This is a genomic window from Pseudomonas sp. IT-P12 (genome assembly GCF_949767465.1).
Classification (GTDB): Bacteria; Pseudomonadota; Gammaproteobacteria; order Pseudomonadales; family Pseudomonadaceae; genus Aquipseudomonas.
Genome location: NZ_CATKPY010000026.1, coordinates 237,497 through 261,360 on the forward strand (window position 1 = coordinate 237,497; position 23,864 = coordinate 261,360).

The following is a 23,864-nucleotide window of genomic DNA, read 5'->3' on the forward strand; positions in this document are numbered from 1 at the left end:
TGCTTCACTGTAGTTCGAAACCTGCGCTCGGGTGCACCGGTAACACCACCCGCGCTGACAACCCGCCCGCTGACCGATTGCGCAATGTCAGTTCCCCTCCATGCTCCAGCACAATCGCCCGTGCCGCCGACAACCCCAAACCGACGCCGCCGGTGCTTTTGTTACGCGAGCCTTCCACGCGAAAGAACGGGACGAACACCTGCTCCAGACTGTCCTGCGCAATGCCCGGGCCGCGATCCAGCACGTCGATCCGCACCTGCTCACTTGCGGCCAGCCACTCGATCTTCGGTTCACTGCCGTACTTGATGGCGTTATCCAGCAGGTTGGTCATCACCCGCTTAAGCCCCAGCGGCCGGCCGAAGTACACCAGCCGTTGCGGGCCATTGAAGTCAATCTCCACCCCCTGATCGCGATAGTCATCCAGCAAGGTGTGCAGCAGCTCCGCCAGGTCGAACTGGGTCGCCGGTTCCAGTCGCGCATCATCGCGGAAAAACTCCAGCGCCGAATTGATCATGGCCTGCATTTCATCCACATCACGAAACAGCCGTCGCTGCTGCTCGGCGTCTTCGATGAATTCGCCGCGCAAGCGCATGCGTGTCAGGGGGGCGCGCAGGTCGTGGGAGATGGCGGCGAGCATTTGCGTGCGGTCGCGGATGAAGTGTTGCAACTGGGCCTGCATCGCGTTGAACGCGAGAATCGCCTGGCGGATTTCCTGGGGACCGAGGGGTTCGATGGGCGGGGCGCGAAAGTCCGCGCCGAAACGGCGGGCGCCTTCGGTGAAGTGTTGCAACGGGGTGGCGAGGCGCCGGGTGGCGATCAGGGCGACAAGCGCCGTGGAAATCAGTACCAGCAGGACCACGATCAGGTAGCGCGGCGTCTCGTCGAGGCCCCAACTGCGAGTGGGCGGCGAGAACATCAGCCACGAGGCGTCGGACAACTCGATCAACAGCATGTAGCGGGCGTCCGGCGAGGGCTCGGGCCAGTCGCTGGGCTCATAGGCCTCGACGTGCCGCCCCGCCGACTTGAGCAGAGGTTGCAGGATGTTCGAGCCTTCCTCGGATATCGGGTCATCCACCGGGGGCACCTTGATCGTCTGTCGGTCGGGGTGCCAGGTGACGATGAAACCGTCTTCGCTGGCGGCGCTGGCCAACTTGCCCCGTTGCACGGCCGGGGCGGCATCGATCACGCGGGTGACGGCGGCCGCTTTTTCCAGCAGTCCGGTCTCGGTCAATGGCGGGCGCGCCCAGACCCCGGCCAACTGGATAAACAGGCCGTTGAGCGCCAGTGAAATCAACATGGCCAGTATGATGGTCAAGGCGATCCAGCGCGCCACGGTGTCCCGGCGAATCCGCTTCAGCCCGTTCATCGCCGTGTCACGCTGGGGGTGAACAGGTAACCGCCGTTGCGCACGGTACGAATCATCGCCGGGCGTTTGGTGTCGGACTCCAGCTTGCGCCGCAGGCGGCTGACTTGCACGTCGATGCTGCGATCGAAGGCGTCGTGACGCTGCCCGCGCGCCAGGTCCAGCAATTGCTCCCGGGTGAGGATGCGCTGCGGGTGTTCGACGAACACCAGCAGCAAGTCGAACTCGCCGGCCGAGAGCGGGATCATCACGTTGTCCGGCGAGCGCAGTTCACGGCGCGTGACGTCCAGGTGCCAGTCGGCGAAATCGATCAGCGGCCGTGGCCGTTCCTGGGCCAGCGGGCGGCGCTCGTCCACCCGGCGCAGCACCGCACGCACCCGGGCCAACAGTTCGCGGGCATCGAAGGGCTTGGTCAGGTAATCGTCGGCGCCCAGTTCCAGCCCGACCACGCGGTCGCTGAGTTCACCCATGGCGGTGAGCATGATCACCGGGAGGGCGTACCGCATGCGCAACTGCTGGCACAGGATCAGCCCGCTGTCGCCGGGCAACATCACATCAAGAATGATCAGGTCCGGCGTCTGGCGTTCGATGGCCGCCCACAGCGACGCGCCGTCACTGGCGACTTCAACGCCGTAGCCGTGCTGGACGAAGAATTTTTTCAGCAGATCGAGGACTTCGACATCGTCGTCGACGATTAACAGGCTGTTCACCAAGGCTCACTTCAAGGGCGCGAAAGGAGCCGTCATCTAAAACCATTCACGGCGGCGCGTCATATATTTCAATCGTGCAACAAAACGTCAGCGGCGCAATAAACCGGACATCTTTGCGCAAGGCATGGGGCTCAGGATCACGGCGAATTCCTTCCGAGACCTGCGTTCATGTTGCCTTCAAAATGTGCTCCGTGGCTGACCCGCACCACTTCGATTGCCCTGCTGACCGCCGGGCTGGCAGGTTGCAGCAGCCAGTCGCCGTCCACCGCCGACGTCAGTTGCGCCGACATCGCCTATTCCGTGTACGACCCGGCAGAACCGGTCAACCGTGGCCTCTTCGCGTTCAACCGGGTGGTGGATGACTACGCCCTGGCGCCGGTCGCCCGTGGCTATCGGTACACGCCGGATTTTTTCCAGACCGGTGTGCATAACTTCGTCGCCAACTTCGGCGAGCCCAAGGTATTCATCAATGACCTGTTGCAAGGCAACCCGCGGCGCTCGGTCAACACCCTGGGGCGTTTCGTGCTCAACACCACCGTTGGCGTGCTGGGCTTGATCGACGTCTCCGGCAAGCTGGGCATCGCCCGCCACGACGCCGACTTCGGCCAGACCTTCGGCGTATGGGGCATCGGCAATGGCCCGATTGTCGAATTGCCGCTGTTCGGCACCTCCAACAGCCGGGATGCCGCCGGCCGGGTGCTGAACTTTGTGGTGAGTCCGTTCGGCAACAACAGCGACACCGTGGACACCCTGTCCACCGTCGACACGGTCGGCGGCATCGTCGATGGTCGCGCCGAGGCCCTGCCACTGACCGACAGCCTGAAAAAACTGCCGGACTACTACAGCGCCTTGCGCAACGTGGTCGCCGAGCACCGAGCGGCGTACGTGCTGGAAGGCAGGCAAGGCTCGCCCGACCAGACCCCACCTCACTGCACAGGAGCACCGAACGATGGGTTCTGAAACCGGCAACAGCCTGATTCTGCAGCAGCGGGTGACCTGGCGTGATCCAGCCACGTTGCAATGCCGCGAAATCACCCTGCGCTTGTCGCCGGATTGCCGGCAACTGGTGCTCAGCCGCTATACCGAGCATTACGGCCCGGCGCTGGTGCGCTGGATCGAGCGTAGCCATACGGTGTCGGTGAGCGATCTGTTTCGCTGGCTGGTGGCCCATGGCGAGGTCGAGGTGGCGAAAACACCCGGTTCGTGACAGCGACCGATGTCTTCAAGCCCGTTACGTTTCATTGACATCGGCTGCGTTATCATCCTGCGTTTCTGTGTACGAAGAACCCGGATGTCGATGCCTTTGCCAACCCTCGCCGCTGATCAACCCCTGCCTCCCGTCCTGGCCGGCCCGCTGTTGCGGCGGCTGGAGCCTTCACGGCTGGTGATGTGGCTGGTGGCAAGCCGGGCATTGGCGCTGACGCTGCGTCTGCAACACCGTGACGATGTTCGCCTGGATGCCGAACAGTGCACCGTCATACCGGTCGGCGCTCACGCGTTCGTCCACTTGATCGACGTGCCGCTGGACACGCCACTGCCGTGCGACACGCTGATTGAGTATGACCTGCTGATCGACGACGTGAGCGGCATGGCCGAATGGGCGCCGCACCTGCTGTACGCTGGAGCGGGCCGCCCGAATTTCGTCCTGCGCTCGCGGATCGACCAGTTGCTGCACGGCTCATGCCGCAAACCGCACTACCCGGCGGTGGACGGCTTGCTCTGCGTCGATCAGTTGCTGGCGTCCGAGCACGCCGCGACGGAGCGCCCGGCGCTGTTGATGATGAGCGGCGACCAGGTGTATGCCGACGATGTCGCGGGGCCGATGCTGCGGGCGATCCATGCGTTGATCGAGCGCTTGGGGCTGTTCGGCGAACACCTCGAAGGCGCGGTGGTGAGCGACAGCGCCAAGCTCTACGAGCACCCGGCCAGTTACTACCACCGTGCGGATTTGTTACCGGCCCTGCAAAGCAACGAAACCCTGCGCGAGCGATTTTTCGGTGGCGCGCGCAAGCCGATTTTCACCAGCAGCAGTGCCGACAACCACCTGGTGACGTTTGCCGAAGTCATGGCCATGTACCTGCTGGTGTGGTCGCCGACGCCCTGGACGCTGATCGCGCCCAAACCGCCGAAGCTGATTCCCGAACGCCGTGAACGTTATGCCCTGGAGCAGACGCGCATCGATGCCTTCAAGGCCGGTCTGGGTGGCGTCGCGCGGGCTTTTGCGCATCTGCCGTGCCTGATGATTTTCGACGATCACGACATTACCGATGACTGGAACCTTTCCGCGCAATGGGAGGAAACGGCCTACGGCCACCCGTTCTCCAAGCGCATCATCGGCAACGCGTTGATCGCCTACCTGCTGTGTCAGGGCTGGGGTAACAACCCGGATGCCTTCGGCGCCCTGCTGCAAAGGGCCGGCGGTGTCATCGCCACCGGGCAGGACGGCTACCTCGACAGCCCGGTGCAAGATGCGTTGATCGACGAGCTGCTGAAGTTCCAGCACTGGCATTACGTGCTGCCCACCACCCCGGCGATGGTGGTGCTCGACACCCGCACCCGGCGCTGGCGCAGCGAAATGAACCTCAAGCAACCCTCCGGCCTGCTGGACTGGGAAGCCCTCTGCGAGCTGCAACAGGAACTGCTCGATCATCCGTCGGCGATCATCGTTTCGCCGGCCCCGGTGTTCGGCGTGAAGCTGATCGAGACCGTGCAGCGGGTGTTCAGCTGGTTCGGTCACCCGCTGCTGGTGGACGCCGAAAACTGGATGGCCCATCGCGGCGCAGCGCAGGTGATCCTGAACATTTTCCGACACTCGCGCACACCGGGTAATTACGTGGTGCTGTCAGGCGACGTGCATTATTCCTTCGTCTACGAGGTCTTGATCCGCCACCGCAAGGCCGGTCCGAGGATCTGGCAGATCACCAGCAGCGGCATCAAGAACGAATTTCCACCGAGCCTGCTGGAATGGTTCGACCGCCTCAACCGCTGGCTTTACTCGCCGCGCTCACCCCTGAACTGGCTGACCAAACGCCGGCTGATGCGCATCGTGCCGCATGTACCGGAGCACGCGGAAATGGGCGAGCGGTTGTGGAATTCGGCGGGCATCGGCCAGGTGTTCTTCAACGAACAGGGCCAGCCTCAGGATATCTTCCAGCTCAACGCCGATGGCTCGCCGAAAACCCGGATGGTCGCGCCCCAGCCGCAGGACTGAAGCCCCGCCCCCAATCCTCTGCCTACAACCCTGTGGGAGCGAGCCTGCTCGCGAAAAACACCCAGGCGCGCAGGTATTCAGGCAGCCCGTGTAGTCCTTATCGACCATCGCGAGCAAGCCCGTTCCTGCGGGCGACCTCACTCTGAGACCAGGACTACATCAGTCACAGAAACGTCTCGAAGCGGCTTCAGCGATACTTCAGTACAAACGCAGATACGTCGTCTGCGTAGCAACCACTGGTAGGTATCGCCTTGTCAACCTGTACACGTTTCTGTACGGTCATCGCATTGAGCGAGGACCACAACATGCAAACCATCAACTACACCACCGCACGCGCGCACCTTGCCGAAACCATGGACAGGGTCAACGAGGATCGTGCTCCCTTGTTGGTCACACGCCAGAAAGGCGAGCCGGTGGTGATGATGTCCCTGGCGGAGTACAACGCTCTCGAAGAGACTGCTTACCTGCTGCGATCTCCAGCCAATGCTGAACGCCTGATCAAATCGATTGGTAGCCTGCGCGCAGGGAAAACCAAAACCCGGCAACTTATCGAAGAATGAAGATCGAATTCACTCCCGAAGGTTGGGAAGACTATTTGTGGTTCCAACAAAACGACAGGGCCGGGCTCAAGCGAATCAACCTGCTGATCAAATCCATTCAGCGCGAACCCTTCGATGGCCTGGGAAAACCAGAGCCGCTCAAACACAATTTCAGCGGCTTCTGGTCGCGCCGGATTACGGCCGAGCACAGGTTGGTCTACGCCATTGAGGAAGGTGAAATCTGCATTGTCATGTGCAGATATCATTATTGAACCTCAAGCCTCCCGCACCACCCGCCCCACCCCTCTGACAATCATCTCCACTTCACGCTCGTCGAGGGTCAATGGCGGCAGCAGGCGGATGGTCTTGCCGCGGGTCACGTTGATCAGCAAGCCGTGATCGCGGGCGGCGATCAGGGCCAGGTCGCGGATCGCTTGCTTGAGTTCGATACCGATCATCAGGCCCTGGCCGCGAATGGCCAGGACGTTGGGGTCGCCGGCCAGTTCGATGCGCAATTTCTCCAACAGGCGTTCGCCCTGCACCCTCGCGTTCTCCCGCAGCCCTTGTTCCTCGATAATGTCCAGCACGGTGCAACCGACGCGGCAGGCCAGTGGATTGCCGCCGAACGTGCTGCCGTGGCTGCCGGGGGTGAACAGCTCGGCAGCCCGGCCCCGGGCCAGGCAGGCGCCGATGGGGATGCCATTGCCGAGGCCTTTGGCCAGGGTCATCACGTCCGGCACGATGCCTTCATGCTGAAAGGCGAACCACTGCCCGGTGCGACCGATACCGGTCTGGATTTCGTCGAGCATCAGCAGCCAGCCATGCCGGTTGCACAGCTCGCGCAAGGCCTTGAGGTAACCCGGCGGTGCCGGTTGCACGCCGCTTTCGCCCTGGATCGGTTCCATCAGGATCGCCGCGATGCTCGGGCCGTGGGCCTGTTGCACGCGGTCCAGCGCCTTGAGGTCGCCGAAAGGCACTTTGACGAAATCCCCCGGCAGCTTGTTGTAGCCCAGGCGCACCGCCGGGCCATCGCTGGCGGACAAGGTGCCGAGGGTGCGGCCATGGAAGGCGTTTTCCATGACCACCACCAGCGGCTGTTCAATGCCCTTGTGCCAGCCATGCAGGCGCGCCAGCTTCAACGCGGTTTCGTTGGCTTCGGCACCGGAGTTGTTGAAGAACACCCGCTCCATGTCCGCCAACCGGGTCAGTTTCTGCGCCAGTTGCTGTTGCCAGTCGATGCTGTAGAGGTTGGAGGTGTGCAGCAGCAGGCCTGCCTGTTCGCTGATGGCGGAGACGATCCGGGGGTGGGAATGGCCGACGTTGGTCACCGCCACCCCCGCCACCGCGTCCAGGTATTCTCGTCCCGCCTGATCCCACAGACGCGTGCCCAGCCCTCGGCTGAAGCTCAAGGCCAGTGGTTGGTAAGTGCTCATCAGGCAGGCGGCGGTCATGACATCAGACTCCAGCGGGGTGGGTGTTTTTCGCAGTATGGTTAGCCACCTGAACTGGATAAACTGCGCAAAACTTCAATCATTTTAAAGTCAGGCTTGATAATGGATCTGTTCCAGGCAATGACCGTTTACGTCAAGGTGGTGGAAACCGGCAGCTTGACCGCCGCCGCGCTGCACTGCGAGATCTCCACCACCATGGTCGGCAATCACTTGCGGGCGCTGGAGCAACGCCTGGGCGTACGCTTGCTCAACCGTACGACGCGGCGCCAGCGCCTGACGGAATTCGGTACCGCGTACTACCAGCGTTGCCTGGAAGTGCTGGGCATGGTGGCCGAGTCCGAGCGTCTGGCCGAGCAGGCGCTGGATGAGCCCAGCGGCACCCTGCGGATCACCGCACCGCTGACGTTCGGCACGGAAAAACTGGCGCCGGCCCTGAGCGAGTTCGCCCTGCTGTGCCCACGGGTCAAACTCGACGTGGTGCTGACCAACCGCCGCCCGGACCTGCTGGAAAACGGCTTCGACGTGGCATTCCGCCTGGGCCACATGGAACAGACCAACCTGATCGCCCGCCCGCTCGTGGACTACCCGCTGACCATGTGCGCCTCACCGGGCTATCTGGCGCGGCGCGGCACCCCGCAATCCTCGGATGACCTGCAACACCACGATTGCCTGTCATTCGCCTACCCGGCCGGCGACGACTGGCACTCGGTGGAAAAGCAATGGCGCCTGAGCGGGCCCGACGGCGAGGCTGCCGTGGCGGTCAACGGGCCGATGTTGATCAACAGTTCCGCCGGGTTGCACCAGGCGGCGCGGACCGGGATGGGCATCGTGGTGCTGCCCGACGCGCTGGTGGAACAGGACCTCGAGGACGGCAGACTGGTGGCCCTGCTCCCGGATTTCCTGCCGCCGAGCCGGCCGATGAGCCTGATGTACGCGCAAGATCGCTACCGTTTGCCGAAACTGCGCAGCTTCGTCGATTTCGCCATCGGGATGTGGGGCAAGCACTAGGCGCCGTCACACACCATCGACTAATCTGCTCGGCACGCGGATCACTTTCGTCAGGGAGATCGTTGATGGATGGTGCATCGGAAATTGAAACGCTGAAGATCAATCTGTCTGATTTGAACGAAGACATGCTGCACACCATCATGCAGTTGGTGAGCGATGGCATCTGGGACTGGAACGCCAATACCGGATTCGTTTACCGCAACCCCGGCTGGTACGAAATGCTGGGCTACACACCCCATTCCCTGGAAAACACGGTGTTGACCTGGGAAAGCGTGATGCATCCCGACGATTATTCGCGAGTCATGGCGCTGTTCGATGCCTACCTGGAACAACGCTCGGCCGGTTATCAGGCCGAGTATCGCTGCCGCACGAAGGATGGCCGTTACATCTGGATCGAAGACCGGGGCTACGTGATTGCCCGCAATGCCGATGGCTCGGTGGCGCGCATGGTCGGTGCGCACCGCAGCATCGAGGACAAGAAACGCCTGGTCGAAGCCCTTGAACGAAGGAACGAATCCCTTGAGGCCCTCGTTGAAGCGCGCACTCAGGAACTGTCGCGGGTGAACCGGCAGTTGCAGGCGCAGCTCGAGGAAAACCGCAAGCTGGCGCAAACCGACGAACTGACCGCCACCGCCAACCGCCATCGCTTGAGTACGGCACTGCCCCAGGAATGTGATCGCGCCCAACGCTTTCGTCAGCCGCTGTCACTGATTGCCATGGACATCGACGACTTCAAGAACATCAACGACCACTACGGCCACGCGCTCGGCGATGCGGCACTGGTGCGGGTGGTGGAAAGGGTCAGGCAGTGCGTGCGCGAAGGCGACCTGCTGGTGCGCTGGGGCGGTGACGAGTTCATCATGATCCTGCCCAACACGCCCCTGGCCGAGGCCAGGGCCCTCGCCGAAACCATTCGCCACAATCTCGCCGACCTGCCCCCCGTGGGCGATTTTCAACTGACCCTCAGCTTTGGCGTGGTCCAGCGCTTCGACGAAGAACAGCAGACCGGCTTGCTGGCCAGGGCCGACCAGGCGTTGTACCGCTCGAAAGTGGCGGGCAAGGATGTGATTTCCGGCTGAGCCCTGGCCTAGCGTCCCGCCTTCACCAGCACCGGTTTTTCCTGATAGCGCTGCGGATACAGCTGCTTCAACTGCGCCACTTTCGGTAGATCGTTGATCACGATGTACGGATAGGTCGGGTGCTCGGTCAGGAAGTCCTGATGCTCCTCTTCCGCCGGGTAGAAACCGTTGTAGCTTTCCAGCCGGGTCACGATCGGCTGGTCGAAGGCCTTGGCCGCGCCCAGTTGCGCGATGTAGGCCTGGGCGACCCGCTGCTGCTCGCTGTTTTGCACAAAGATCGCCGAGCGATACTGGGTGCCGTGGTCAGGCCCCTGGCGGTTGAGTTCGGTCGGGTTGTGCGCCACGGAAAAGTAGATCTGCAGCAGGGTTCCATAGCTGACTTGAGCGGGGTCGAAGGTGACCTCGACCGATTCCGCATGACCGGTATCGCCCTCGCTGACCCGCTCATACTGCGCGGTGTCAGCCGCACCGCCCGCATAGCCGGACACGGCGTTCTTCACGCCTTTGACATGCTGGAACACCCCTTGCACACCCCAGAAGCAGCCACCGGCGAAGACCGCCGTTTCGCTGTGGGCCTGGGTGTTTTCATCAAGGGTGGGCGGCGGCAGGAGTACCGCGTCTTCGGCGCCGCCCAGGGAAAACGCCGAGCATTGGCCGACGAGGCCGGCGGCAGCCAGTACCAACAAGGTACGACGCCAGGTGAACAGGGATTTCATGAGGCTGACTCCGAGTGAAAAGTGCGGGTTAAACCGCGTGTGGCTTGAAGGTCATGGCCAGGCCGTTCATGCAGTAACGCAGGCCGGTGGGTTTGGGGCCGTCATCGAAGACATGCCCCAGGTGACCGCCGCAGCGCCGGCAATGAACGGCCTCGCGCAGCATGCCGAAGGTGCGGTCCTGACGGGTGGCGACCGCCTTGTCCAGCGGCGCCCAGAAACTCGGCCAACCGGTGTGGCTGTCGAACTTGGTCTGTGATGAAAACAGCGGCAGGTCGCAACCCGCGCAGGCAAAGGTGCCATCACGGTGCTCGTTGTTCAGCGGGCTGCTGTAGGCCCGTTCGGTGCCTTCCTCGCGCAGGATTTCGTATTGCTCGGCACTGAGCAGGGAACGCCACTCGCTGTCGCTGTGGGTCACCTCGAACACCTCCTCGGCATTGGCCGTGCCGAGCAGTGCCGAGCTGGCGGCAAATTTTGGCAATACACCGACCACCAGGGCTGCAGCCCCCAGCCCACCGCCCGCGAGAAGAAATTGTCGCCGTGAAAACATGGCCGTCTCCCACTATCCAAAGTGCCTTTCGTGGAACACAGCCTAGGCTTGGGTTGATCGCCAAATCCTCACGGCAAGTTAAACAATTCGTGATAACTCTGGCGTTGGAAAACCCGCACAATGTGCTCATTGCGTCGAAGGATTGAACTGGATGGAACAGACCAAACGCGTCCTCGTGGTCGAGGACGACCTGCATATCGCCGACCTCATCTGCCTGCATCTGCGCGATGAGCAGTTCGAGGTGGTGCACTGCGCCGATGGCGACGAAGGCATGCGACGGTTGCAGCAGGGCAGCTGGGATGCGTTGATTCTCGACCTGATGCTGCCCGGCGTCGACGGCCTGGAAATCTGCCGGCGCGCCCGCGCCATGGCCCGCTATACGCCGATCATCATTACCAGCGCGCGCTCCAGCGAAATGCACCGGATTCTCGGGCTCGAGCTCGGCGCCGACGATTACCTGGCCAAGCCCTTTTCCATGCTCGAGCTGGTGGCCCGGGTCAAGGCCCTGCTGCGCCGGGTCGACGCCATGGCGCGCAACCTGAAGATGGACGCCGGCAGCCTGCTTCTGGACGGGCTGGCCATCGACCCGATCACCCGCGAGGTGTCCCTCGACGGCCGGCGCCTGGACCTCACGCCACGGGAATTCGACCTGCTGTTTTTCTTCGCCCGCCAGCCCGGCAAGGTGTTCTCGCGCATGGACCTGCTCAATGCCGTATGGGGTTACAGCCATGAGGGCTACGAGCACACGGTCAATACCCACATCAATCGCCTGCGGGCCAAGATCGAGGCCGATCCCGCAGAGCCGGTGCGTATCCTCACGGTCTGGGGCCGCGGCTACAAGTTCGCGGCACGGGAGGAGCAGCCATGAGGCTGACCCTGACGCAACGGCTGTCGCTGGTGTTCGCCGTGCTGTTGCTGGTGTGCTGCGGCACGTCGGCCTGGATGCAGGTGCGCTCCAACCAGATGCACGAGCAAGAGGTGGTGCAAGGGTTGTCGCGAGACCTGGCCCAGCACATCGCCCGTGACACCGTGCTGATGGACACCCAGGGCCTCATGCCCAATGCCGTGCGCGACCTGTTCAGCAAGCTGATGCTGGTCAATCCCAGTGTCGAGGTGTATCTGCTCGACATCGGGGGCAGGATTGTCGGCAGTGCAGCGCCCGAAGGGCGGATTCACCGGGATCGGGTCGACCTGGCGCCGATCCAGCGCCTGCTCAGGGGCGACGCCCTGCCGATCCTCGGCGACGACCCGCGCAGCGCCGAGGCCCGCAAGGTGTTCAGTGCGGCGCCGCTCAAGGTCGACGGCCAACCCGCCGGTTACCTGTACGTGGTGCTGCTGGGCGAGGACCACGATCGCCTCGCCGAACGGGGCGCCACCAGTGCGGCGCTCAATACCGCCTTGCTGTCCATCGGTCTGGTCGCCCTGCTCTGCCTGATCGCCGGTCTCACCGCGTTTGCGCTGATCACCCGGCCCTTGCGGCGCCTGACCGACACCGTCAGCCAGTTCGACATCGATGGCGTACCGGTTCCTGCACCGGCGGCCGCACCCTCGGAAAAGATTGCCAGCCATGACGAAATCGCCATCCTCGATGCGACCTTCCGGCAGATGCAGGCGCGGCTCAGCGAGCAATGGCGTTCGCTGACCCGCCAGGATCAGGAGCGCCGCGAACTGGTGGCGAACATTTCCCACGACCTGCGCACGCCCCTGGCCTCGCTGCATGGCTACCTGGAAACCCTGTCGCTCAAGGACGCGACCTTGTCCCCCGCCGACCGGCGCCGTTACCTGGGCATCGCCCTGGATCAGAGCCGCAAGGTGGGTGGCCTGGCGCAGTCGTTGCTGGAACTGGTGCGGCTGGAACATGGTTTTGTGCAACCGGTGCTCGAACGCTTCTCCCTGACCGACCTGGTGCAGGACATTTTCCAGAAGTTCGAACTCACCGCCGAGGCGCGCCAGGTCGAACTCAAGGCCAGCTTCGCCCCCAACGTGGCGGCGGCCTGCGCCGACCTGGGGCTGATCGAGCGGGTGCTGACCAACCTGTTCGACAACGCCTTGCGCCACACGCCGCAAGGAGGGGAGATCGAACTCAGCCTGCGGCCCCAGGGGTCCTTCATTGAAGTGACTGTCAGCGATACCGGGCCGGGGATCGCTGCGGAACTGCGCGAAGGCCTGTTCCTGCGCCCGTTCAACATCGGCGGCGCACGCCGTGATGGCGGGTTGGGGTTGCGCATCGTCCATCGAATCCTGCAATTGCACGGGCGCGATATCCAACTGGTCGACGTGCCTGGGCGCGGCGCAACCTTTCGCTTCACATTGCCGGTGGATCAACAGACCGCCGAACACTGGGCCGTGCGCTCGATGAACCTGAACTCGCCACAAATCTGAAGCCGCCGCGATTCTGTGGTTATCGTTGACCCTCTTCGCGAGCGGGCTCGCTCCCACCAGGTCCGGTGCTATTTCTGTGGGAGCGGGCTCCGGTCTCACCGTATTGGTAACCCCACAGGTCCGATGTGGCTATCTCGGCCGGTCTTTTCGTGACAACCCCGCCTCGGTCCAATAGATTAGTCGGCCGGAAAAAGCCCTGGCGCTTTCTCGCTTCTATTCAAGCTGAACAACGTAGTGAAATTTCAATGTCCGATTCCAATACCGCTGAATCCGTAGTCACCCTGTCGTCCAAAGCGGAATACGAAAACTCCATCAATCTTTCACAGCATGTGCCCCAGGCCAAAACCATCAGCGAGATGGTCCTGGACGCTTTCCAGTCCACCCGGGAAAGTGACCAGATCCGCGAGCTGCGTGCCGCGATTCGCCAGGCGCATGACCGCTTCGATGACGATACCGCCTACGAGCTGATGGGCCAGCTCAAGCAGCTCAAGGACGCCGAAGCCGCCGACATCGCGGCCCTCGAGGACCTGAGCAGCAAATTCCCGATCAGCCGCATTCTGTCCAGCTTCAAGGACGATCCGGCGTTCCAGGAGATCGTCTATGGGCTGGCGCTGAAAGTGCTGAACCAGACGCATCAGGCCATCAGCAACCCCAGCGGTGGCAAGAGCAAGGCGTCCCGCGTGAAGAAAGAAGCCGAAGTGTTCACCATCAGCAAGGACGGCGTCAGCGTCACCCTGCCATTGCGCACCCCGCGTTCGCGCCTGAGCGTTGACCGTGAAGCGCTGGAGTTCCTCGGTTTCGCCTTCGTCGGCGAGGGCGATGAAGCAGAGCTGGAGAATGAGACGTTCCTCGACAATGCCGGCACCGAACAAGCGGTCAACCGCAAGAACATCATCACCGCGCTTCAACAGCAGACCGCCTTCGACGGCTACAGCATCGCCGCGCAGTAACCCTCCGCGCCACGCTCGCCGCTGACCTGAAAGCCCCGCCCCAGAGCGGGGCTTTTTATTGCCCGCGATTCCTGCAAAACCCCGATTACTCTCACAGTATCGACACATGAATAAACACTTCCCTCCACCCTTGAGCATCACGGGTCCGCCTGCGGGGAACGTCAACTCACTTTCCAGCCCAAGACTTCAGTGGTGCGATTGCTGAGGTCATCATGCACACGCCTCCCTTGTACCGTCAGTTAGCCGACCACTACCTCGACGCCATCCGCAGCGGCACCTTGAAAACCGGCGAACGCTTCCCCTCGATCAGGCTGATGATGGAAAAACACGCCGTCAGCCTGTCGACCGCCGTGCAGGTTTGCCGCGAACTCGAGGACTGCGGCGTGCTGGAAGCCCGTCCGCGCTCCGGCAACTACATTCGCCAGCCAGAGGCGGCGCCCAAAACCGCCCCGACGGCCTCCCCCGCCGACCTCGACAGCAGCGTCTACGTCGGCATTCACCCGCCCGTGTCGGCGGTGTTCAAGGCTGGCCAGCGGGCGACGGTCAAGGTCAATTTCGCCAGCGCCTACTGCGCGCCGTCGCTCTACCCGCTGAAGATCCTGCAGGACCATATGGCCAAGGCACTGCGTCGGGACGCGCACCTGCTCGATGCCGAAGGCTCGACCTGCGGCCACCTGGCGCTGCGCAGCGTCCTCGCCCGCCGCGCGTTGACCGCCAAAGCCCACCTGCCGGCCGAGAAAATCGTCATCACCCACGGTGCCACCGAAGCGCTCACCCTGGCGTTGCGAGCCGTCACCCAACCCGGCGACACCGTGGCCGTGGAGTCGCCGACCTTCTACGGGCTGCTTCAGATGCTCGAAAGCTTGCATCTGCACGTACGGGAAGTGCCGGCGACGGCCCAGTCGGGCATCAACCTGCTGGCGCTCGAGCAACTGCTGCAAAGCCCGGAGCGCATTCACGCGCTGATCGTCATGCCCAACCTGCAAAACCCGCTGGGCAGCATCATGCCCGACGCCAACAAGGCACGGCTGGTGCAACTGTGCGCCGAGCACGGCACGGTGCTGATCGAAGACGACACCTTTGGCGATCTGGTGGACACCGAGCAGCCGCTGTCCACGCTCAAGTACTGGGACCGCGGCGACACCGTGATCCACTGCGCCTCGCTGAACAAAACCCTGGCCCCGGGCATGCGCCTGGGCTGGATCAGCGCCGGGAAATGGCACGAACGGGTGGAAATGCTCAAACACAGCCAATCCCGGGGTTGTGAGGTGTTATCGCAACTGGCGGTCAGTGCGTTCATGAAAACACCGTCCTACGAACGTTACCTGCGCCGCTTGAGGAAAACCCTGACACAGCAACGCCAGCACATGAGCACGGCCATCACCCGCTATTTCCCGACAGGCACCTGCGTCAGCGAGCCTCGGGGCGGGACGTTGCTGTGGGTGGAGTTGCCGTCGCACTGCTCGGCGATGCGGCTGTTTCATGAGGGCTTGAAGGCGGGGATCCAGATTTCCCCTGGGGATATCTTTTCCAATGGCCAGCGTTTCAGCCATTTCGTGCGGATGGGCTGCGGGGCGCCGTATTCGCCGAAGATCGACGAGGCGCTGGCGACATTGGGCCAGCTCCTGAAAAAACAGGAATGAACCCAACCGTGTGGGAGCGAGCCTGCTCGCGAAGAGCGTCAACGATCACGCCGGGTGCCTGACACCCCCTTTTTTCGCGAGCAGGCTCGCCCCGCAGGACCAGTGCCGGCCTGTTGGAAGCAGTGGACCCTCAGACTGGCGGCTGATGCAGGCAGATGATGTGCGGGTCGTCATGCCAATGGGGGAAACGCTCGGCGATCAGCGGGTCATGGCCGGGTATGACGTGATCCTCGCCGTCGGACAAGTCATCGATCAGGCTGAACGCCTCCAGCGTCTGCGCCAAATCATCCAGAATCGGAAACGGGCTGCGCTCGCGGATGTTGGCCCACAGGTGCGCAGCGTCCGACGCCAGGACAATCCAGCCACGCGCCGTGTGGACCCGTACCACCTGGCTGCCCGGCGTATGCCCGCCCACGGGGTGCAGGGTCACGCCCGGCATCACCTCCACCCCACCGCCATGCAAACGCATGCGCCCTTCGAACAGCGGCGGCAATGCCGACATCACATCCTCCACCTCATAGGTTTTGTTGACCGTGCGATGGGTCATTTTCGGGCCAGTGCAGAAGCGCAGCTCGGCTTCCTGCAGGTGCACCGTGGCGTTGGGAAACAACCCAAGATTGCCGGCGTGATCCCAGTGCAGATGGGTCAGGATCAAGTGTTTGACCGCTGCCGGATCGATATCCAGTTGGCGCAGGGATTGTTCCGGCAGGCGATACATCTGACGGTTGCGCCGGTCGGCCGTGGCCGGTTGAAAACAGGTGTCGACCACGATGACCTGCTGCGCGTTGCGAATCACCCAGAAGTAGTAATCCAGCGGCATCGACGCGTTCGGATCACCGCAGCAGGCGTCGTAAAGAAAGTTCTCCCGCGCCGTGCGCTGGGCATTGGCGCCGACACGAATGGCGAACACTTCGTACACGGGAATGGACATGTTCATCTCCTGATCAGGCCACTGCGGCGGGTTTGAGGGTCGGTCGGAAGTCGAAATCGATTGCGTCGCTGATCCCCAGGTCCTCGGCCAACCGTTGCAGGCCGCTGTAGTCGCGCATGATCGTGGCGTTTTTGTTGCGCTCTTGGGTGTCGGCAATGATCTGCGGCGCCGCCTCCACACCGAGCTGGGTCAGAATCGCCTCCCACATCGAGTAGTCTTGGGCCACAAAAGCACTCAGCGCCACCGACAAGGTCTGTGTGAAAAATGCCTGCTGGCTTGGCTGCAGGTTGGCGTACATGACTTTCGCCACCTCGGCGAGCACCTTGCTGTGGGCATATTCGTCGCGGTTGTGCAGTTCGGCGACCCGGCGGTTTTGCGGCTGGATGGTCTGGTCGTCGGCCAGCAGGTCCAGGTAGGCGTTGACGCTGATCTCGGCCACCACCGCAAAGGTGATCGACGCCAGGTCGCGCTGCCATTGCTCGGCCAGGGTTTCACGCAACGCGACAAGCCGCCGGTAGGTGACGGAGGGCGGCAAGTCCAGGTCCTGATCGAGCGCGCGGTCCTCTCGGGTCCGTTCGATGGCGCGCAGGTGCATGAGCGTGTGGTAGTGCTCATCGATCAGTGTCTGTTGCATCGCCTCGCGAAAATGCCAGTCGTCCTTGCCCAGGTACTGGTTGGCAATGACGCTCAGTGCCGGGTTCACCACGTGTTCTTCGGCGGTGACCGTGCGCAGGTTGTAGCCGATCCAGCCCCAGGTCAGCACGGTGCTCTTGAGCTCGTCGCTCAGGGCCTGGAATTTCGGATGATGGAAAAACGGCACCATGCACTCCGGGTAATCCGGGCGGGCCGGGTCGAACGCTTCGCTGACCAGCGCCTTGTCCGGCGAGCACACCGTGGCGCGCCGGGTCCAGGCCTGATTGAGGCGCACGACCAGTTGATGATCGACCTTGGCGATCTCGATTGCAGTTTTCATGACGCGATACCTGTAGGACGCGTACCCACTTGGGGTACGCCGAAGGAAAAGTGAGCGACGGATGACTCAGGCCAGCCAGTAGCGGGTCAGGTGGCGACCGGGGTCCGTGTAGCGACTGCGGGCATGGATCATGCGCCAGTTGTCCCAGATCAGCAGGCAGCCATCGGGAATCAGCACCGGCGTGTTGTGCTCAATGAAATAGGCTTCGCCCAGGGTGGCGAAGCGGGCCAATGGCGAGGTGCTGTTGGTGACTTGAGATTGCTGCAGGTCCTCCTTCGAAGGGTTCACATCGCCGTAGTGAAACTGGTTGTAGCTGAAGCGGAAAATATCCCCTTCCTCCGTAGGCGTAAGGATGTATTCCTTGACCCGCGTCTGCGCCGCTTCACCGGGTTTGGCGGTGGCGACGAATTCCACCGGGGTTTCGTCGAGCCATTCCCGCAGCGCCGGCTCGGTGCGCGCCAGGAACGTCAGGAACTCGATGCCATCCACCAGCCCCGTATGACCGCCGCCGCAGGTCGCCTGTTGATGACAATGCAGCGCCAGATAACGCGGTGGCGGCCCATAGACCGGCGCTTCCGTGTGCGGACCGATGCCGTTCATGCTCTGGGAGTACGGCAAATCTTCGTACCCGGGCTTGCGGGTGATGGCGAAGGCGGTTTGCCCATTGAATTGCGGAAGGATCCGACCGAACGCCTGCAATGTGCCGACGACATCGTAGGCAAATTCTGCAGCGGTCAGTAGCGTCCAGCCACGGGACGAAAGCTCTTCGTGGCGATGGCCCAGTGAAACGTAAGGTGTAGACACAGCAATCCCTTGATCTGACATGGCGGTGTTCCTGGTGGTTGTTCAGGCGTTAACGGTTGAGGTGTAAGCGGCAATGAAGTCGCGGCAGGCGTCGCCCGGTCGATAGCGTTGCGCGTCGATGCTCTGTACCGGGGTGATTTCAGCGGCGGTGCCGGTCAGAAAGCACTCCTCGAAATCGCCAAGCTCCGTCGGAAGAATCGTGCGCTGAACCACCTGGTAGTCCAGTGCCCTGGCCAGTTCGATGACGGTCTGGCGGGTGATGCCATCGAGAAAGCAATCGGGCCGTGGCGTGTGCAGCGTCCGGCCTTTGGCGAAGAACACGTTGGCGCTGGTGGCTTCGGCGACATGGCCGCGCCAGTCGAGCATCAGCGCGTCGTGATAACCCTGGTTCTCGGCATCGTGCTTGCTGAGCGTGGCGATCTGGTAATGCCCGGAGGCCTTGGCTTCGAAGGGGCTGGTGTCGGGTGGCGGGCGTCGCCACCCGGCCGTCTTCAGGCGAATGCCGGCCATGCGCGCCGCCGGGTCGAAGTAGCTTGGCCACTGCCAGCAGGCAATTGCCACATGCACGCGGTTGAAGCGCGCCGAGGTGGAGATCATTTCACTGCCGCGCCACGCCACTGGGCGCAGGTAACCGTCGACCACACGGTTGCGTTGCAGCAACTCATGGCTGGCCGATTCCAGTTCGGCCAGCTCATACGGAATGGCGAAGTCCATCAACTGCGCCGAGCGATACAACCGCTCGCTGTGTTCGCGCAGTTTAAAGATCCTGCCGTTGTAGACCCGCTCCCCTTCATACACGGTACTGGCGTAGTGCAGCCCGTGGCTGAGCACGTGCAGCCGTGCCTGGGACCACTCGACGAATTCGCCATCGAGCCAGATAAAACCTTCTCGCTGATCAAACGGAATGCTGCTCATGTCCTTGTCTCCAGATGAATCGTCCTACGCCGTTTCGAGCAGGACCGGTATCAATTCGGGCGCTGCGGGCGGTGGCTGAAAGAAGAACCTCGCCTCGCCAAAAGCCGGCTGCAACTGGTCGAACCAGGTCGCCTGTGGGTCGAAGCGCGCATAGAAGGTGCGCAACACCCACTGCGGATCGCGGGCCTGGAGAAACTGCAGCACGAAGACTTTTTCCCCGGCGACCACTTCGATGCCGTTGATCAACACCTTCCCGTAAAAGGTGCTCATGGACGGGCCGCGCACCGTTCGCGCCAGCCCCGACACCGTTCGGTAGGCCGCCTGGAAAATCTCGAACGCCCGCGCCAGCGGCATGGCGAAGTAGTGACTGGGCCCGGTGTCGCGTTCGACGAACAGGTAATAAGGCACCGCCCCGAGCCGCACGCCTTCGGTCCACAGCTCGGCCCAGTCGGCAGGGTTCTCGTTGATGTGGCGGATCACGGGCGCCTGCATGCGCAACGTCGCCCCGGTCGAGCGAATGCGCTCGATGGCCTGGCGGGCGATGTCCTGGCGGATCTCCACCGGGTGGTTGTAGTGGCCCATGACCGACAGGTGTTTACCCGCGGCGACGATCCGCTGGAACAACTCAAGCAATGCCGGTGCATCCTTGTCGCTGACGAACCGTTGCGGCCAGTACGCCACCGCCTTGGTCCCGATGCGGATGCTCTTGAGGTGCGGCAGCGCCAGCAGCGGCTCGATGTACCCGGCCAGCGAACGGGTATTCATGATCATCGGGTCGCCCCCGGTGATCAGCACGTCGGTGACCTCGGTGTGCACCCGCAGGTAGTTCACCAGGTCCTGGGACTCACGCGCATTGAACTTGAGCTCTTCCTCGCCGATGAACTGCGCCCAGCGGAAACAGAACGTGCAGTAGGCGTGACAGGTCTGGCCGGCACCGGGGAAAAACAGCACGGTCTCGCGGTACTTGTGCTGAAGGCCCGGCAGGACTTTTCCGTCGAGGGTCGCGGCGTTGTGCGTCAGTTGCCCGGCCGGATGGGGGTTCATGCGCAGCCAGATCGCCTCGATCCGCCGCTTGATGGCGGCGGCGTCAGCGAGGGCGATCAAGCGCTTGAGGGACGCGTACTCGTCCGGCAGCAGCATGTCCCTGTGCGGGAAGGTCAGGCGAAAGATCGGATCGTCGGGAATGTTGTTCCAGTCGATCAGGGTGCCCAGCACATATTCATTGGTGCGAAACGGCATGACCCGCGCCACGATGTCCATGGCTTCCTGCAAGGCGGGTGTCAGCTTCTGCCAGTACGGCGTGTCGCGAATGGTGCGTGAGTTGTAGGGTTTGTATCGTTGCTGCTCCAACAATCCTTGCATGGCGGCGCTCCTGGTTTGCCTCAAGAAGTCCGAGTGATTCAAGGGGCAATGGCGGGCGTCGTGCGCTCCAGATCCATCCACGCCCGAACGCTGTCGCGATCCCACTGCCGATGGACGTAGGTCACCAGCCGCTCGGGCACCGGGTCGCCGTTGCTCACCAAGCGGTTGAGCATGATGGCCAGGTCGGTGTCGGCGATGCTCCAGTCACCGAACAGGTGTTCGGCGCCCTGCGCCAGCAAACGCTCGGCGACGAAGAACAGCCGGGCGACTGCCGCCTGGGCTTCGTCGGACAACGGGGGGTGTTGCTTGCCGAAGTAGATGAGGTCCGCCGGGCGTTCCTTGCGGATGACCAGCAGGTCACTGCGCAACCAGGCCTGGAGCTGACGGGCGCGGGCGCGCTGCCTGGCCTCCACCGGGAACAGTTTTGGATGGCCCGGTGCGATGTCTTCCAGGTATTCGGCGATGGCTGATGATTCCGACAGGGCAAACCCCTGGTGCACCAACGTGGGAATCTTGCAGGTCAACGATAGATCGCGATAGGGACTTTGATAGTTCTCACGCGCTTTTAAATCCAGCGTGACAAGTTTGAAAGAAAGTTGCTTTTCCTTTAACGCTACAAATACCGACATTGCAAAAGCGCTGACAAAATCTGCGCCGACATACAATTCAAGCTTCGCACTTTCCATAGAACGCTCCCTTGCATCAACTTACATAAATCCGTTGCATTGGGGACGATCGTATTTAGATGATTAAGCGCTGAACAGATACAGAAATTCTCTGTTTATACGGATACAGAACTGCAAACCGGCGAGCGGTAAAAAAGACCAGCAGCAAAAACAGAAAAGGGAGTCGGCACAGGCGGACTCCCAGGCAGGGCAAAGCGGTAGGGGGGGATTCAGGCGATGGCGTCTGTCGAACTGGAGAGCTGGGCGATTTGCGGCATGTTGCTCAGGTTGAGCATGGCCAGCGCTTCAGTGGTACTGGTATTGACGAAACCGTGCCGCGTCCAGGCGGGAACCAGCAGGACATCGCCGGGGCTGACGCTGACTTCGTCGGCATCCCCCAGGGTCAGCGTGCCGCTGCCGCTCTGGATGATGAACAGGTGCCACCATGAATGGGCATGACCATTGAGCGCCGTACCGGGCTTCAACCATTGCATGGACACCGCCATCCCTGGCGTCAGCTTGCAACCTTCGACGCTGTGGTCCTGGGCCAGCGCGACAATATCGATCTCGCTGGTTTCAAGGCTGTGGCGCAGATCCGACAGTTCACTGTCCTTCCACACCTTGGCGCCGGCCGGGGGACTGTTCAGGCTCTGGCGAAAATCCTTATATGAAAAGAAAGCGCCTCTGACATTGTTCATTTGCAATCACCGCTTATTGGTCGACTCAAGTAACAAGACCCTAGGCGAACAATCGATCACTGTAAAGCCATACAACTAACACTCATAATACCGAAGGCCTGAGCGCCACAATCATGTCAACTTCCACGGCGGCATTCTTCGGCAATTGATAAACGCCGACCGTGGTGCGGGTATGTTTTCCTGCATCGCCCAGTACATGACTGAAGACGTCCGACGCCCCGTTGGCGACTTCGCTGAGGTCGACGAAATCCGCGGTGGATTTCACGTAGACCGTGATGCGAATCAGCGACTTGATCTTGTCCAGCGAGCCGATGGCATCGACGATCAACGCCAGGCCGCGCATGGCACTGATACTGGCCGCCGCCTGGGCGTCCGTCAGGCTGAGTTCCAGCCCCACTCTGCCGGGGTACTGGATCCTGCCGCCCATGCGCGGCACCAGGCCACTGACGTAAAGCTCATCGTGATGACGCACCAGCGGCGCGTAATGCCCACCGGCGGTGTTTTCACCGTAGATGTCATAGTCGAGCTCTTTTGCCAGGGCAATGAAGCGTTCATCACAAGACATCTTTTTCTGCACAATCATTGACCCGATCCTCTTGACCCTGAACCCTTGAAATATTGATCCCGACCACTCAGCCCACGGCCCTTGCCGGCGTCGCCAGCGCAGTGACCTCGACGCGCGACTCGATGGCCTCGGCCAGGCGCAACAGGTCGTCGCTGAGTGCGGCGTATTGCTCGTTGAACAGCACGATGTGGCCGATGAACGAGGTGTTGTCCTTCACCAGGGCCGTGACTGAATCACTGAGGCGCTTGCTGTACACCGCTTCGATCAGCTCGATGTTCATCCCCCGGGCCAGCGACTCGATGTCCGGCACGGAGCGCAACAACCCACCGGCCGGCGAGCGCAGCAGGCGAATGCCGCAATAACCACGGGGCACGGGATCGACATGCTCGACCCGACCTTCCACCGCCCATTTGACCCAGCGCTCCCAAGGGTTGAAGTCGATGAATGCCAACCGCGCCAGGTCCCAGATGTGCATGCCGCCGGGGCGCATGTTGGTTTCGACCGCCGACGTCAGGCCATCGCTGCGCAGGAAGATTTCGTTGTGGTAGGCGCCGTTTTCCACCGAGGCCAGCCCGGCCATGTGCCGACCGGCCGAGGCCAGGCGCGCCTGCACGTCGGCCGCCAGTGGCGCCGGCACGACTTGCTGGATTTCCGCGCGGTAGGCGCCTTCGGTGGTGGTTTTCTCGGTGACCCAGGTGCTGCCCGCCACGTAATCCCAGCTGTACTCCCGGGCGTTCTGGATCAGTTCCTCGATCACGATGCCGCCTTCGCGATAGGGCTTGAGCGCTTGCCAGGCCTCGTCGCATTCGGACGGATGATGGATGACCCGGCACCCGCGACTGGCCCCTTCGCAAGCCGGTTTGACGAAGGCTCTCCCGCCCAGCTCGACCACCCGTTGGCGGAGTTCGCCCAGGCTGTCGATACGCGCGGAAAACAGCGGACGGTAATCCTCGGGGGCGCTTTCGGCGCTGGCTTCGAGTTTGCGGAAAATCTGTTTATCCAGGCCTGCACGCGCTTCGCCCGGGGTAATGCCCGGCAAGCCGAAATAGGTCGCCAATGCGGCGCCGAGCAACACACCCCGGTCGGAAAAAGGCAGCACGCCTATCAGTTTCCACTGATCGACACTGAGGCAACCGGCTATCAGGTCGACGGAATCGGCAATGTCCTGCACCGCCATCGACGCCGTGCAGACGTGATCGGCCACCTGGTCGTCCTGCGCCTGGATCTGCTCGACCACCAGGATCAGCCGGGCGTTATAGAGCGTCTTGCAAAGGTCGCGCAGCTTGCGGATGTCGTGCACCCGATTGCCGTTGTACCCGACCACTACTACGCATGACGTCGTACTCATGAAG

Annotated in this window: 25 protein-coding genes; 11 read left to right on the forward strand and 14 right to left on the reverse strand. The window is 62.4% G+C overall.

The window, feature by feature from the left end; translation table 11 throughout:
• Positions 1–4: 4 nt before the first annotated feature.
• Positions 5–1,366, reverse strand: coding sequence for an ATP-binding protein (locus tag ACM6IM_RS26275; RefSeq protein ID WP_414866709.1), 1,362 nt, complete (start codon positions 1,364–1,366; stop codon positions 5–7).
• Positions 1,363–2,073, reverse strand: coding sequence for a response regulator (locus tag ACM6IM_RS26280; protein ID WP_414866710.1), 711 nt, complete (start codon positions 2,071–2,073; stop codon positions 1,363–1,365). The genes ACM6IM_RS26275 and ACM6IM_RS26280 overlap by 4 nt, the downstream gene beginning before the upstream one ends.
• A gap of 168 nt (positions 2,074–2,241) precedes the next feature.
• Between ACM6IM_RS26280 and ACM6IM_RS26285 the strand changes: the two genes are divergently transcribed.
• The 5 genes from ACM6IM_RS26285 (at position 2,242) to ACM6IM_RS26305 (ending at position 6,095) form a co-directional block, all read left to right on the forward strand.
• Positions 2,242–3,033, forward strand: coding sequence for a VacJ family lipoprotein (locus ACM6IM_RS26285; RefSeq protein ID WP_414866711.1), 792 nt, complete (start codon positions 2,242–2,244; stop codon positions 3,031–3,033).
• Complete coding sequence (locus tag ACM6IM_RS26290) at positions 3,023–3,280, forward strand: hypothetical protein (RefSeq protein ID WP_192302674.1); 258 nt, start codon at positions 3,023–3,025, stop codon at positions 3,278–3,280. Before ACM6IM_RS26285 ends, ACM6IM_RS26290 begins: the two co-directional genes overlap by 11 nt.
• A gap of 84 nt (positions 3,281–3,364) precedes the next feature.
• The gene (locus ACM6IM_RS26295; protein WP_414866712.1) at positions 3,365–5,284 is read left to right on the forward strand and encodes an alkaline phosphatase D family protein; all 1,920 of its coding nucleotides are present in this window, start codon (positions 3,365–3,367) and stop codon (positions 5,282–5,284) included.
• Positions 5,285–5,589: 305 nt separating this feature from the next.
• Complete coding sequence (locus ACM6IM_RS26300; protein WP_371049183.1) at positions 5,590–5,844, forward strand: type II toxin-antitoxin system prevent-host-death family antitoxin; 255 nt, start codon at positions 5,590–5,592, stop codon at positions 5,842–5,844.
• A complete protein-coding gene (locus tag ACM6IM_RS26305) occupies positions 5,841–6,095 on the forward strand; it encodes a Txe/YoeB family addiction module toxin (RefSeq protein ID WP_414866713.1) in 255 nt (84 codons plus the stop codon). Before ACM6IM_RS26300 ends, ACM6IM_RS26305 begins: the two co-directional genes overlap by 4 nt.
• 3 nt (positions 6,096–6,098) lie before the next feature.
• On the opposite strand, the gene ACM6IM_RS26310 is transcribed toward ACM6IM_RS26305, so the two are convergent.
• Positions 6,099–7,274 (reverse strand): aspartate aminotransferase family protein, encoded by a 1,176-nt coding sequence (locus ACM6IM_RS26310; protein ID WP_414866714.1) that lies wholly within the window; start codon positions 7,272–7,274, stop codon positions 6,099–6,101.
• A 102-nt stretch (positions 7,275–7,376) separates the two neighbouring features.
• On the opposite strand from ACM6IM_RS26310, the gene ACM6IM_RS26315 reads away from it, so the two are divergent.
• Together ACM6IM_RS26315 and ACM6IM_RS26320 are read left to right on the forward strand one after the other, a co-directional pair.
• Entirely contained in the window at positions 7,377–8,282 is a 906-nt protein-coding gene (locus ACM6IM_RS26315; RefSeq protein WP_414866715.1) for a LysR family transcriptional regulator, read from the forward strand.
• A 65-nt stretch (positions 8,283–8,347) separates the two neighbouring features.
• Positions 8,348–9,361 carry a sensor domain-containing diguanylate cyclase gene (locus ACM6IM_RS26320; protein ID WP_192302690.1) on the forward strand — a complete coding sequence of 338 codons (1,014 nt, stop codon included), beginning with the start codon at positions 8,348–8,350 and terminating at the stop codon, positions 9,359–9,361.
• A gap of 8 nt (positions 9,362–9,369) precedes the next feature.
• Here the strand turns inward: ACM6IM_RS26320 and msrA are convergent, their stop codons facing one another.
• Positions 9,370–10,077, reverse strand: a complete 708-nt coding sequence (gene msrA / locus ACM6IM_RS26325; RefSeq protein ID WP_414866716.1) for a peptide-methionine (S)-S-oxide reductase MsrA — start codon at positions 10,075–10,077, stop codon at positions 9,370–9,372.
• Positions 10,078–10,105: 28 nt separating this feature from the next.
• The gene (msrB, locus tag ACM6IM_RS26330) at positions 10,106–10,624 is read right to left on the reverse strand and encodes a peptide-methionine (R)-S-oxide reductase MsrB (RefSeq protein WP_414866717.1); all 519 of its coding nucleotides are present in this window, start codon (positions 10,622–10,624) and stop codon (positions 10,106–10,108) included.
• A gap of 151 nt (positions 10,625–10,775) precedes the next feature.
• Between msrB and ACM6IM_RS26335 the strand changes: the two genes are divergently transcribed.
• From ACM6IM_RS26335 to ACM6IM_RS26350, 4 genes are all read left to right on the forward strand, one after another.
• On the forward strand, positions 10,776–11,492 hold the full coding sequence (locus tag ACM6IM_RS26335) for a response regulator transcription factor (protein WP_192302696.1): 717 nt from the start codon (positions 10,776–10,778) through the stop codon (positions 11,490–11,492).
• Positions 11,489–13,006: a sensor histidine kinase gene (locus tag ACM6IM_RS26340; protein WP_414866718.1), complete on the forward strand. Its 1,518-nt coding sequence runs from the start codon at positions 11,489–11,491 to the stop codon at positions 13,004–13,006. The genes ACM6IM_RS26335 and ACM6IM_RS26340 overlap by 4 nt, the downstream gene beginning before the upstream one ends.
• Before the next feature lie 245 nt (positions 13,007–13,251).
• Complete coding sequence (locus tag ACM6IM_RS26345; protein WP_201196789.1) at positions 13,252–13,956, forward strand: hypothetical protein; 705 nt, start codon at positions 13,252–13,254, stop codon at positions 13,954–13,956.
• Positions 13,957–14,168: 212 nt separating this feature from the next.
• Positions 14,169–15,599 carry a PLP-dependent aminotransferase family protein gene (locus tag ACM6IM_RS26350; protein WP_414866719.1) on the forward strand — a complete coding sequence of 477 codons (1,431 nt, stop codon included), beginning with the start codon at positions 14,169–14,171 and terminating at the stop codon, positions 15,597–15,599.
• A 130-nt stretch (positions 15,600–15,729) separates the two neighbouring features.
• Here ACM6IM_RS26350 and ACM6IM_RS26355 read toward each other — a convergent pair whose 3' ends face one another.
• The 9 genes from ACM6IM_RS26355 to ACM6IM_RS26395 form a co-directional block, all read right to left on the reverse strand.
• Positions 15,730–16,530 carry an N-acyl homoserine lactonase family protein gene (locus ACM6IM_RS26355; protein WP_414866720.1) on the reverse strand — a complete coding sequence of 267 codons (801 nt, stop codon included), beginning with the start codon at positions 16,528–16,530 and terminating at the stop codon, positions 15,730–15,732.
• Between the two features lie 13 nt (positions 16,531–16,543).
• Positions 16,544–17,503, reverse strand: a complete 960-nt coding sequence (locus ACM6IM_RS26360; protein ID WP_414866721.1) for a diiron oxygenase — start codon at positions 17,501–17,503, stop codon at positions 16,544–16,546.
• Positions 17,504–17,569: 66 nt separating this feature from the next.
• Positions 17,570–18,328 carry a TauD/TfdA family dioxygenase gene (locus ACM6IM_RS26365; protein WP_192302716.1) on the reverse strand — a complete coding sequence of 253 codons (759 nt, stop codon included), beginning with the start codon at positions 18,326–18,328 and terminating at the stop codon, positions 17,570–17,572.
• Positions 18,329–18,349: 21 nt separating this feature from the next.
• Entirely contained in the window at positions 18,350–19,222 is an 873-nt protein-coding gene (locus tag ACM6IM_RS26370; RefSeq protein ID WP_201196780.1) for a branched-chain amino acid aminotransferase, read from the reverse strand.
• 24 nt (positions 19,223–19,246) lie between these two features.
• On the reverse strand, positions 19,247–20,584 hold the full coding sequence (locus ACM6IM_RS26375; protein WP_201196778.1) for a KamA family radical SAM protein: 1,338 nt from the start codon (positions 20,582–20,584) through the stop codon (positions 19,247–19,249).
• Between the two features lie 38 nt (positions 20,585–20,622).
• On the reverse strand, positions 20,623–21,270 hold the full coding sequence (yfcF, locus tag ACM6IM_RS26380; protein WP_192302722.1) for a glutathione transferase: 648 nt from the start codon (positions 21,268–21,270) through the stop codon (positions 20,623–20,625).
• Positions 21,271–21,479: 209 nt separating this feature from the next.
• The gene (locus ACM6IM_RS26385; protein WP_414866722.1) at positions 21,480–21,947 is read right to left on the reverse strand and encodes a cupin domain-containing protein; all 468 of its coding nucleotides are present in this window, start codon (positions 21,945–21,947) and stop codon (positions 21,480–21,482) included.
• A gap of 82 nt (positions 21,948–22,029) precedes the next feature.
• A complete protein-coding gene (locus ACM6IM_RS26390; RefSeq protein ID WP_207195657.1) occupies positions 22,030–22,530 on the reverse strand; it encodes a RidA family protein in 501 nt (166 codons plus the stop codon).
• 49 nt (positions 22,531–22,579) lie between these two features.
• On the reverse strand, positions 22,580–23,860 hold the full coding sequence (locus tag ACM6IM_RS26395) for an ATP-grasp domain-containing protein (RefSeq protein WP_414866723.1): 1,281 nt from the start codon (positions 23,858–23,860) through the stop codon (positions 22,580–22,582).
• Positions 23,861–23,864: the final 4 nt, after the last annotated feature.

What these genes read in the sequence shown, in the direction of transcription:
- ACM6IM_RS26360 (WP_414866721.1), bottom strand. Translation starts at nt 17,503, where the DNA reads ATGAAAACTGCAATCGAGATCGCCAAGGTCGATCATCAACTGGTCGTG.
- ACM6IM_RS26395 (WP_414866723.1), bottom strand. Translation starts at nt 23,860, where the DNA reads ATGAGTACGACGTCATGCGTAGTAGTGGTCGGGTACAACGGCAATCGG.
- ACM6IM_RS26300 (WP_371049183.1), top strand. Translation starts at nt 5,590, where the DNA reads ATGCAAACCATCAACTACACCACCGCACGCGCGCACCTTGCCGAAACC.
- ACM6IM_RS26340 (WP_414866718.1), top strand. Translation starts at nt 11,489, where the DNA reads ATGAGGCTGACCCTGACGCAACGGCTGTCGCTGGTGTTCGCCGTGCTG.
- ACM6IM_RS26335 (WP_192302696.1), top strand. Translation starts at nt 10,776, where the DNA reads ATGGAACAGACCAAACGCGTCCTCGTGGTCGAGGACGACCTGCATATC.
- ACM6IM_RS26385 (WP_414866722.1), bottom strand. Translation starts at nt 21,947, where the DNA reads ATGAACAATGTCAGAGGCGCTTTCTTTTCATATAAGGATTTTCGCCAG.
- ACM6IM_RS26305 (WP_414866713.1), top strand. Translation starts at nt 5,841, where the DNA reads ATGAAGATCGAATTCACTCCCGAAGGTTGGGAAGACTATTTGTGGTTC.
- ACM6IM_RS26315 (WP_414866715.1), top strand. Translation starts at nt 7,377, where the DNA reads ATGGATCTGTTCCAGGCAATGACCGTTTACGTCAAGGTGGTGGAAACC.
- ACM6IM_RS26350 (WP_414866719.1), top strand. Translation starts at nt 14,169, where the DNA reads ATGCACACGCCTCCCTTGTACCGTCAGTTAGCCGACCACTACCTCGAC.
- ACM6IM_RS26290 (WP_192302674.1), top strand. Translation starts at nt 3,023, where the DNA reads ATGGGTTCTGAAACCGGCAACAGCCTGATTCTGCAGCAGCGGGTGACC.
- msrB (WP_414866717.1), bottom strand. Translation starts at nt 10,624, where the DNA reads ATGTTTTCACGGCGACAATTTCTTCTCGCGGGCGGTGGGCTGGGGGCT.
- ACM6IM_RS26320 (WP_192302690.1), top strand. Translation starts at nt 8,348, where the DNA reads ATGGATGGTGCATCGGAAATTGAAACGCTGAAGATCAATCTGTCTGAT.
- ACM6IM_RS26365 (WP_192302716.1), bottom strand. Translation starts at nt 18,328, where the DNA reads ATGTCAGATCAAGGGATTGCTGTGTCTACACCTTACGTTTCACTGGGC.
- ACM6IM_RS26390 (WP_207195657.1), bottom strand. Translation starts at nt 22,530, where the DNA reads ATGATTGTGCAGAAAAAGATGTCTTGTGATGAACGCTTCATTGCCCTG.
- msrA (WP_414866716.1), bottom strand. Translation starts at nt 10,077, where the DNA reads ATGAAATCCCTGTTCACCTGGCGTCGTACCTTGTTGGTACTGGCTGCC.
- ACM6IM_RS26295 (WP_414866712.1), top strand. Translation starts at nt 3,365, where the DNA reads ATGTCGATGCCTTTGCCAACCCTCGCCGCTGATCAACCCCTGCCTCCC.
- ACM6IM_RS26355 (WP_414866720.1), bottom strand. Translation starts at nt 16,530, where the DNA reads ATGTCCATTCCCGTGTACGAAGTGTTCGCCATTCGTGTCGGCGCCAAT.
- yfcF (WP_192302722.1), bottom strand. Translation starts at nt 21,270, where the DNA reads ATGGAAAGTGCGAAGCTTGAATTGTATGTCGGCGCAGATTTTGTCAGC.
- ACM6IM_RS26375 (WP_201196778.1), bottom strand. Translation starts at nt 20,584, where the DNA reads ATGCAAGGATTGTTGGAGCAGCAACGATACAAACCCTACAACTCACGC.
- ACM6IM_RS26345 (WP_201196789.1), top strand. Translation starts at nt 13,252, where the DNA reads ATGTCCGATTCCAATACCGCTGAATCCGTAGTCACCCTGTCGTCCAAA.
- ACM6IM_RS26275 (WP_414866709.1), bottom strand. Translation starts at nt 1,366, where the DNA reads ATGAACGGGCTGAAGCGGATTCGCCGGGACACCGTGGCGCGCTGGATC.
- ACM6IM_RS26310 (WP_414866714.1), bottom strand. Translation starts at nt 7,274, where the DNA reads ATGACCGCCGCCTGCCTGATGAGCACTTACCAACCACTGGCCTTGAGC.
- ACM6IM_RS26370 (WP_201196780.1), bottom strand. Translation starts at nt 19,222, where the DNA reads ATGAGCAGCATTCCGTTTGATCAGCGAGAAGGTTTTATCTGGCTCGAT.
- ACM6IM_RS26285 (WP_414866711.1), top strand. Translation starts at nt 2,242, where the DNA reads ATGTTGCCTTCAAAATGTGCTCCGTGGCTGACCCGCACCACTTCGATT.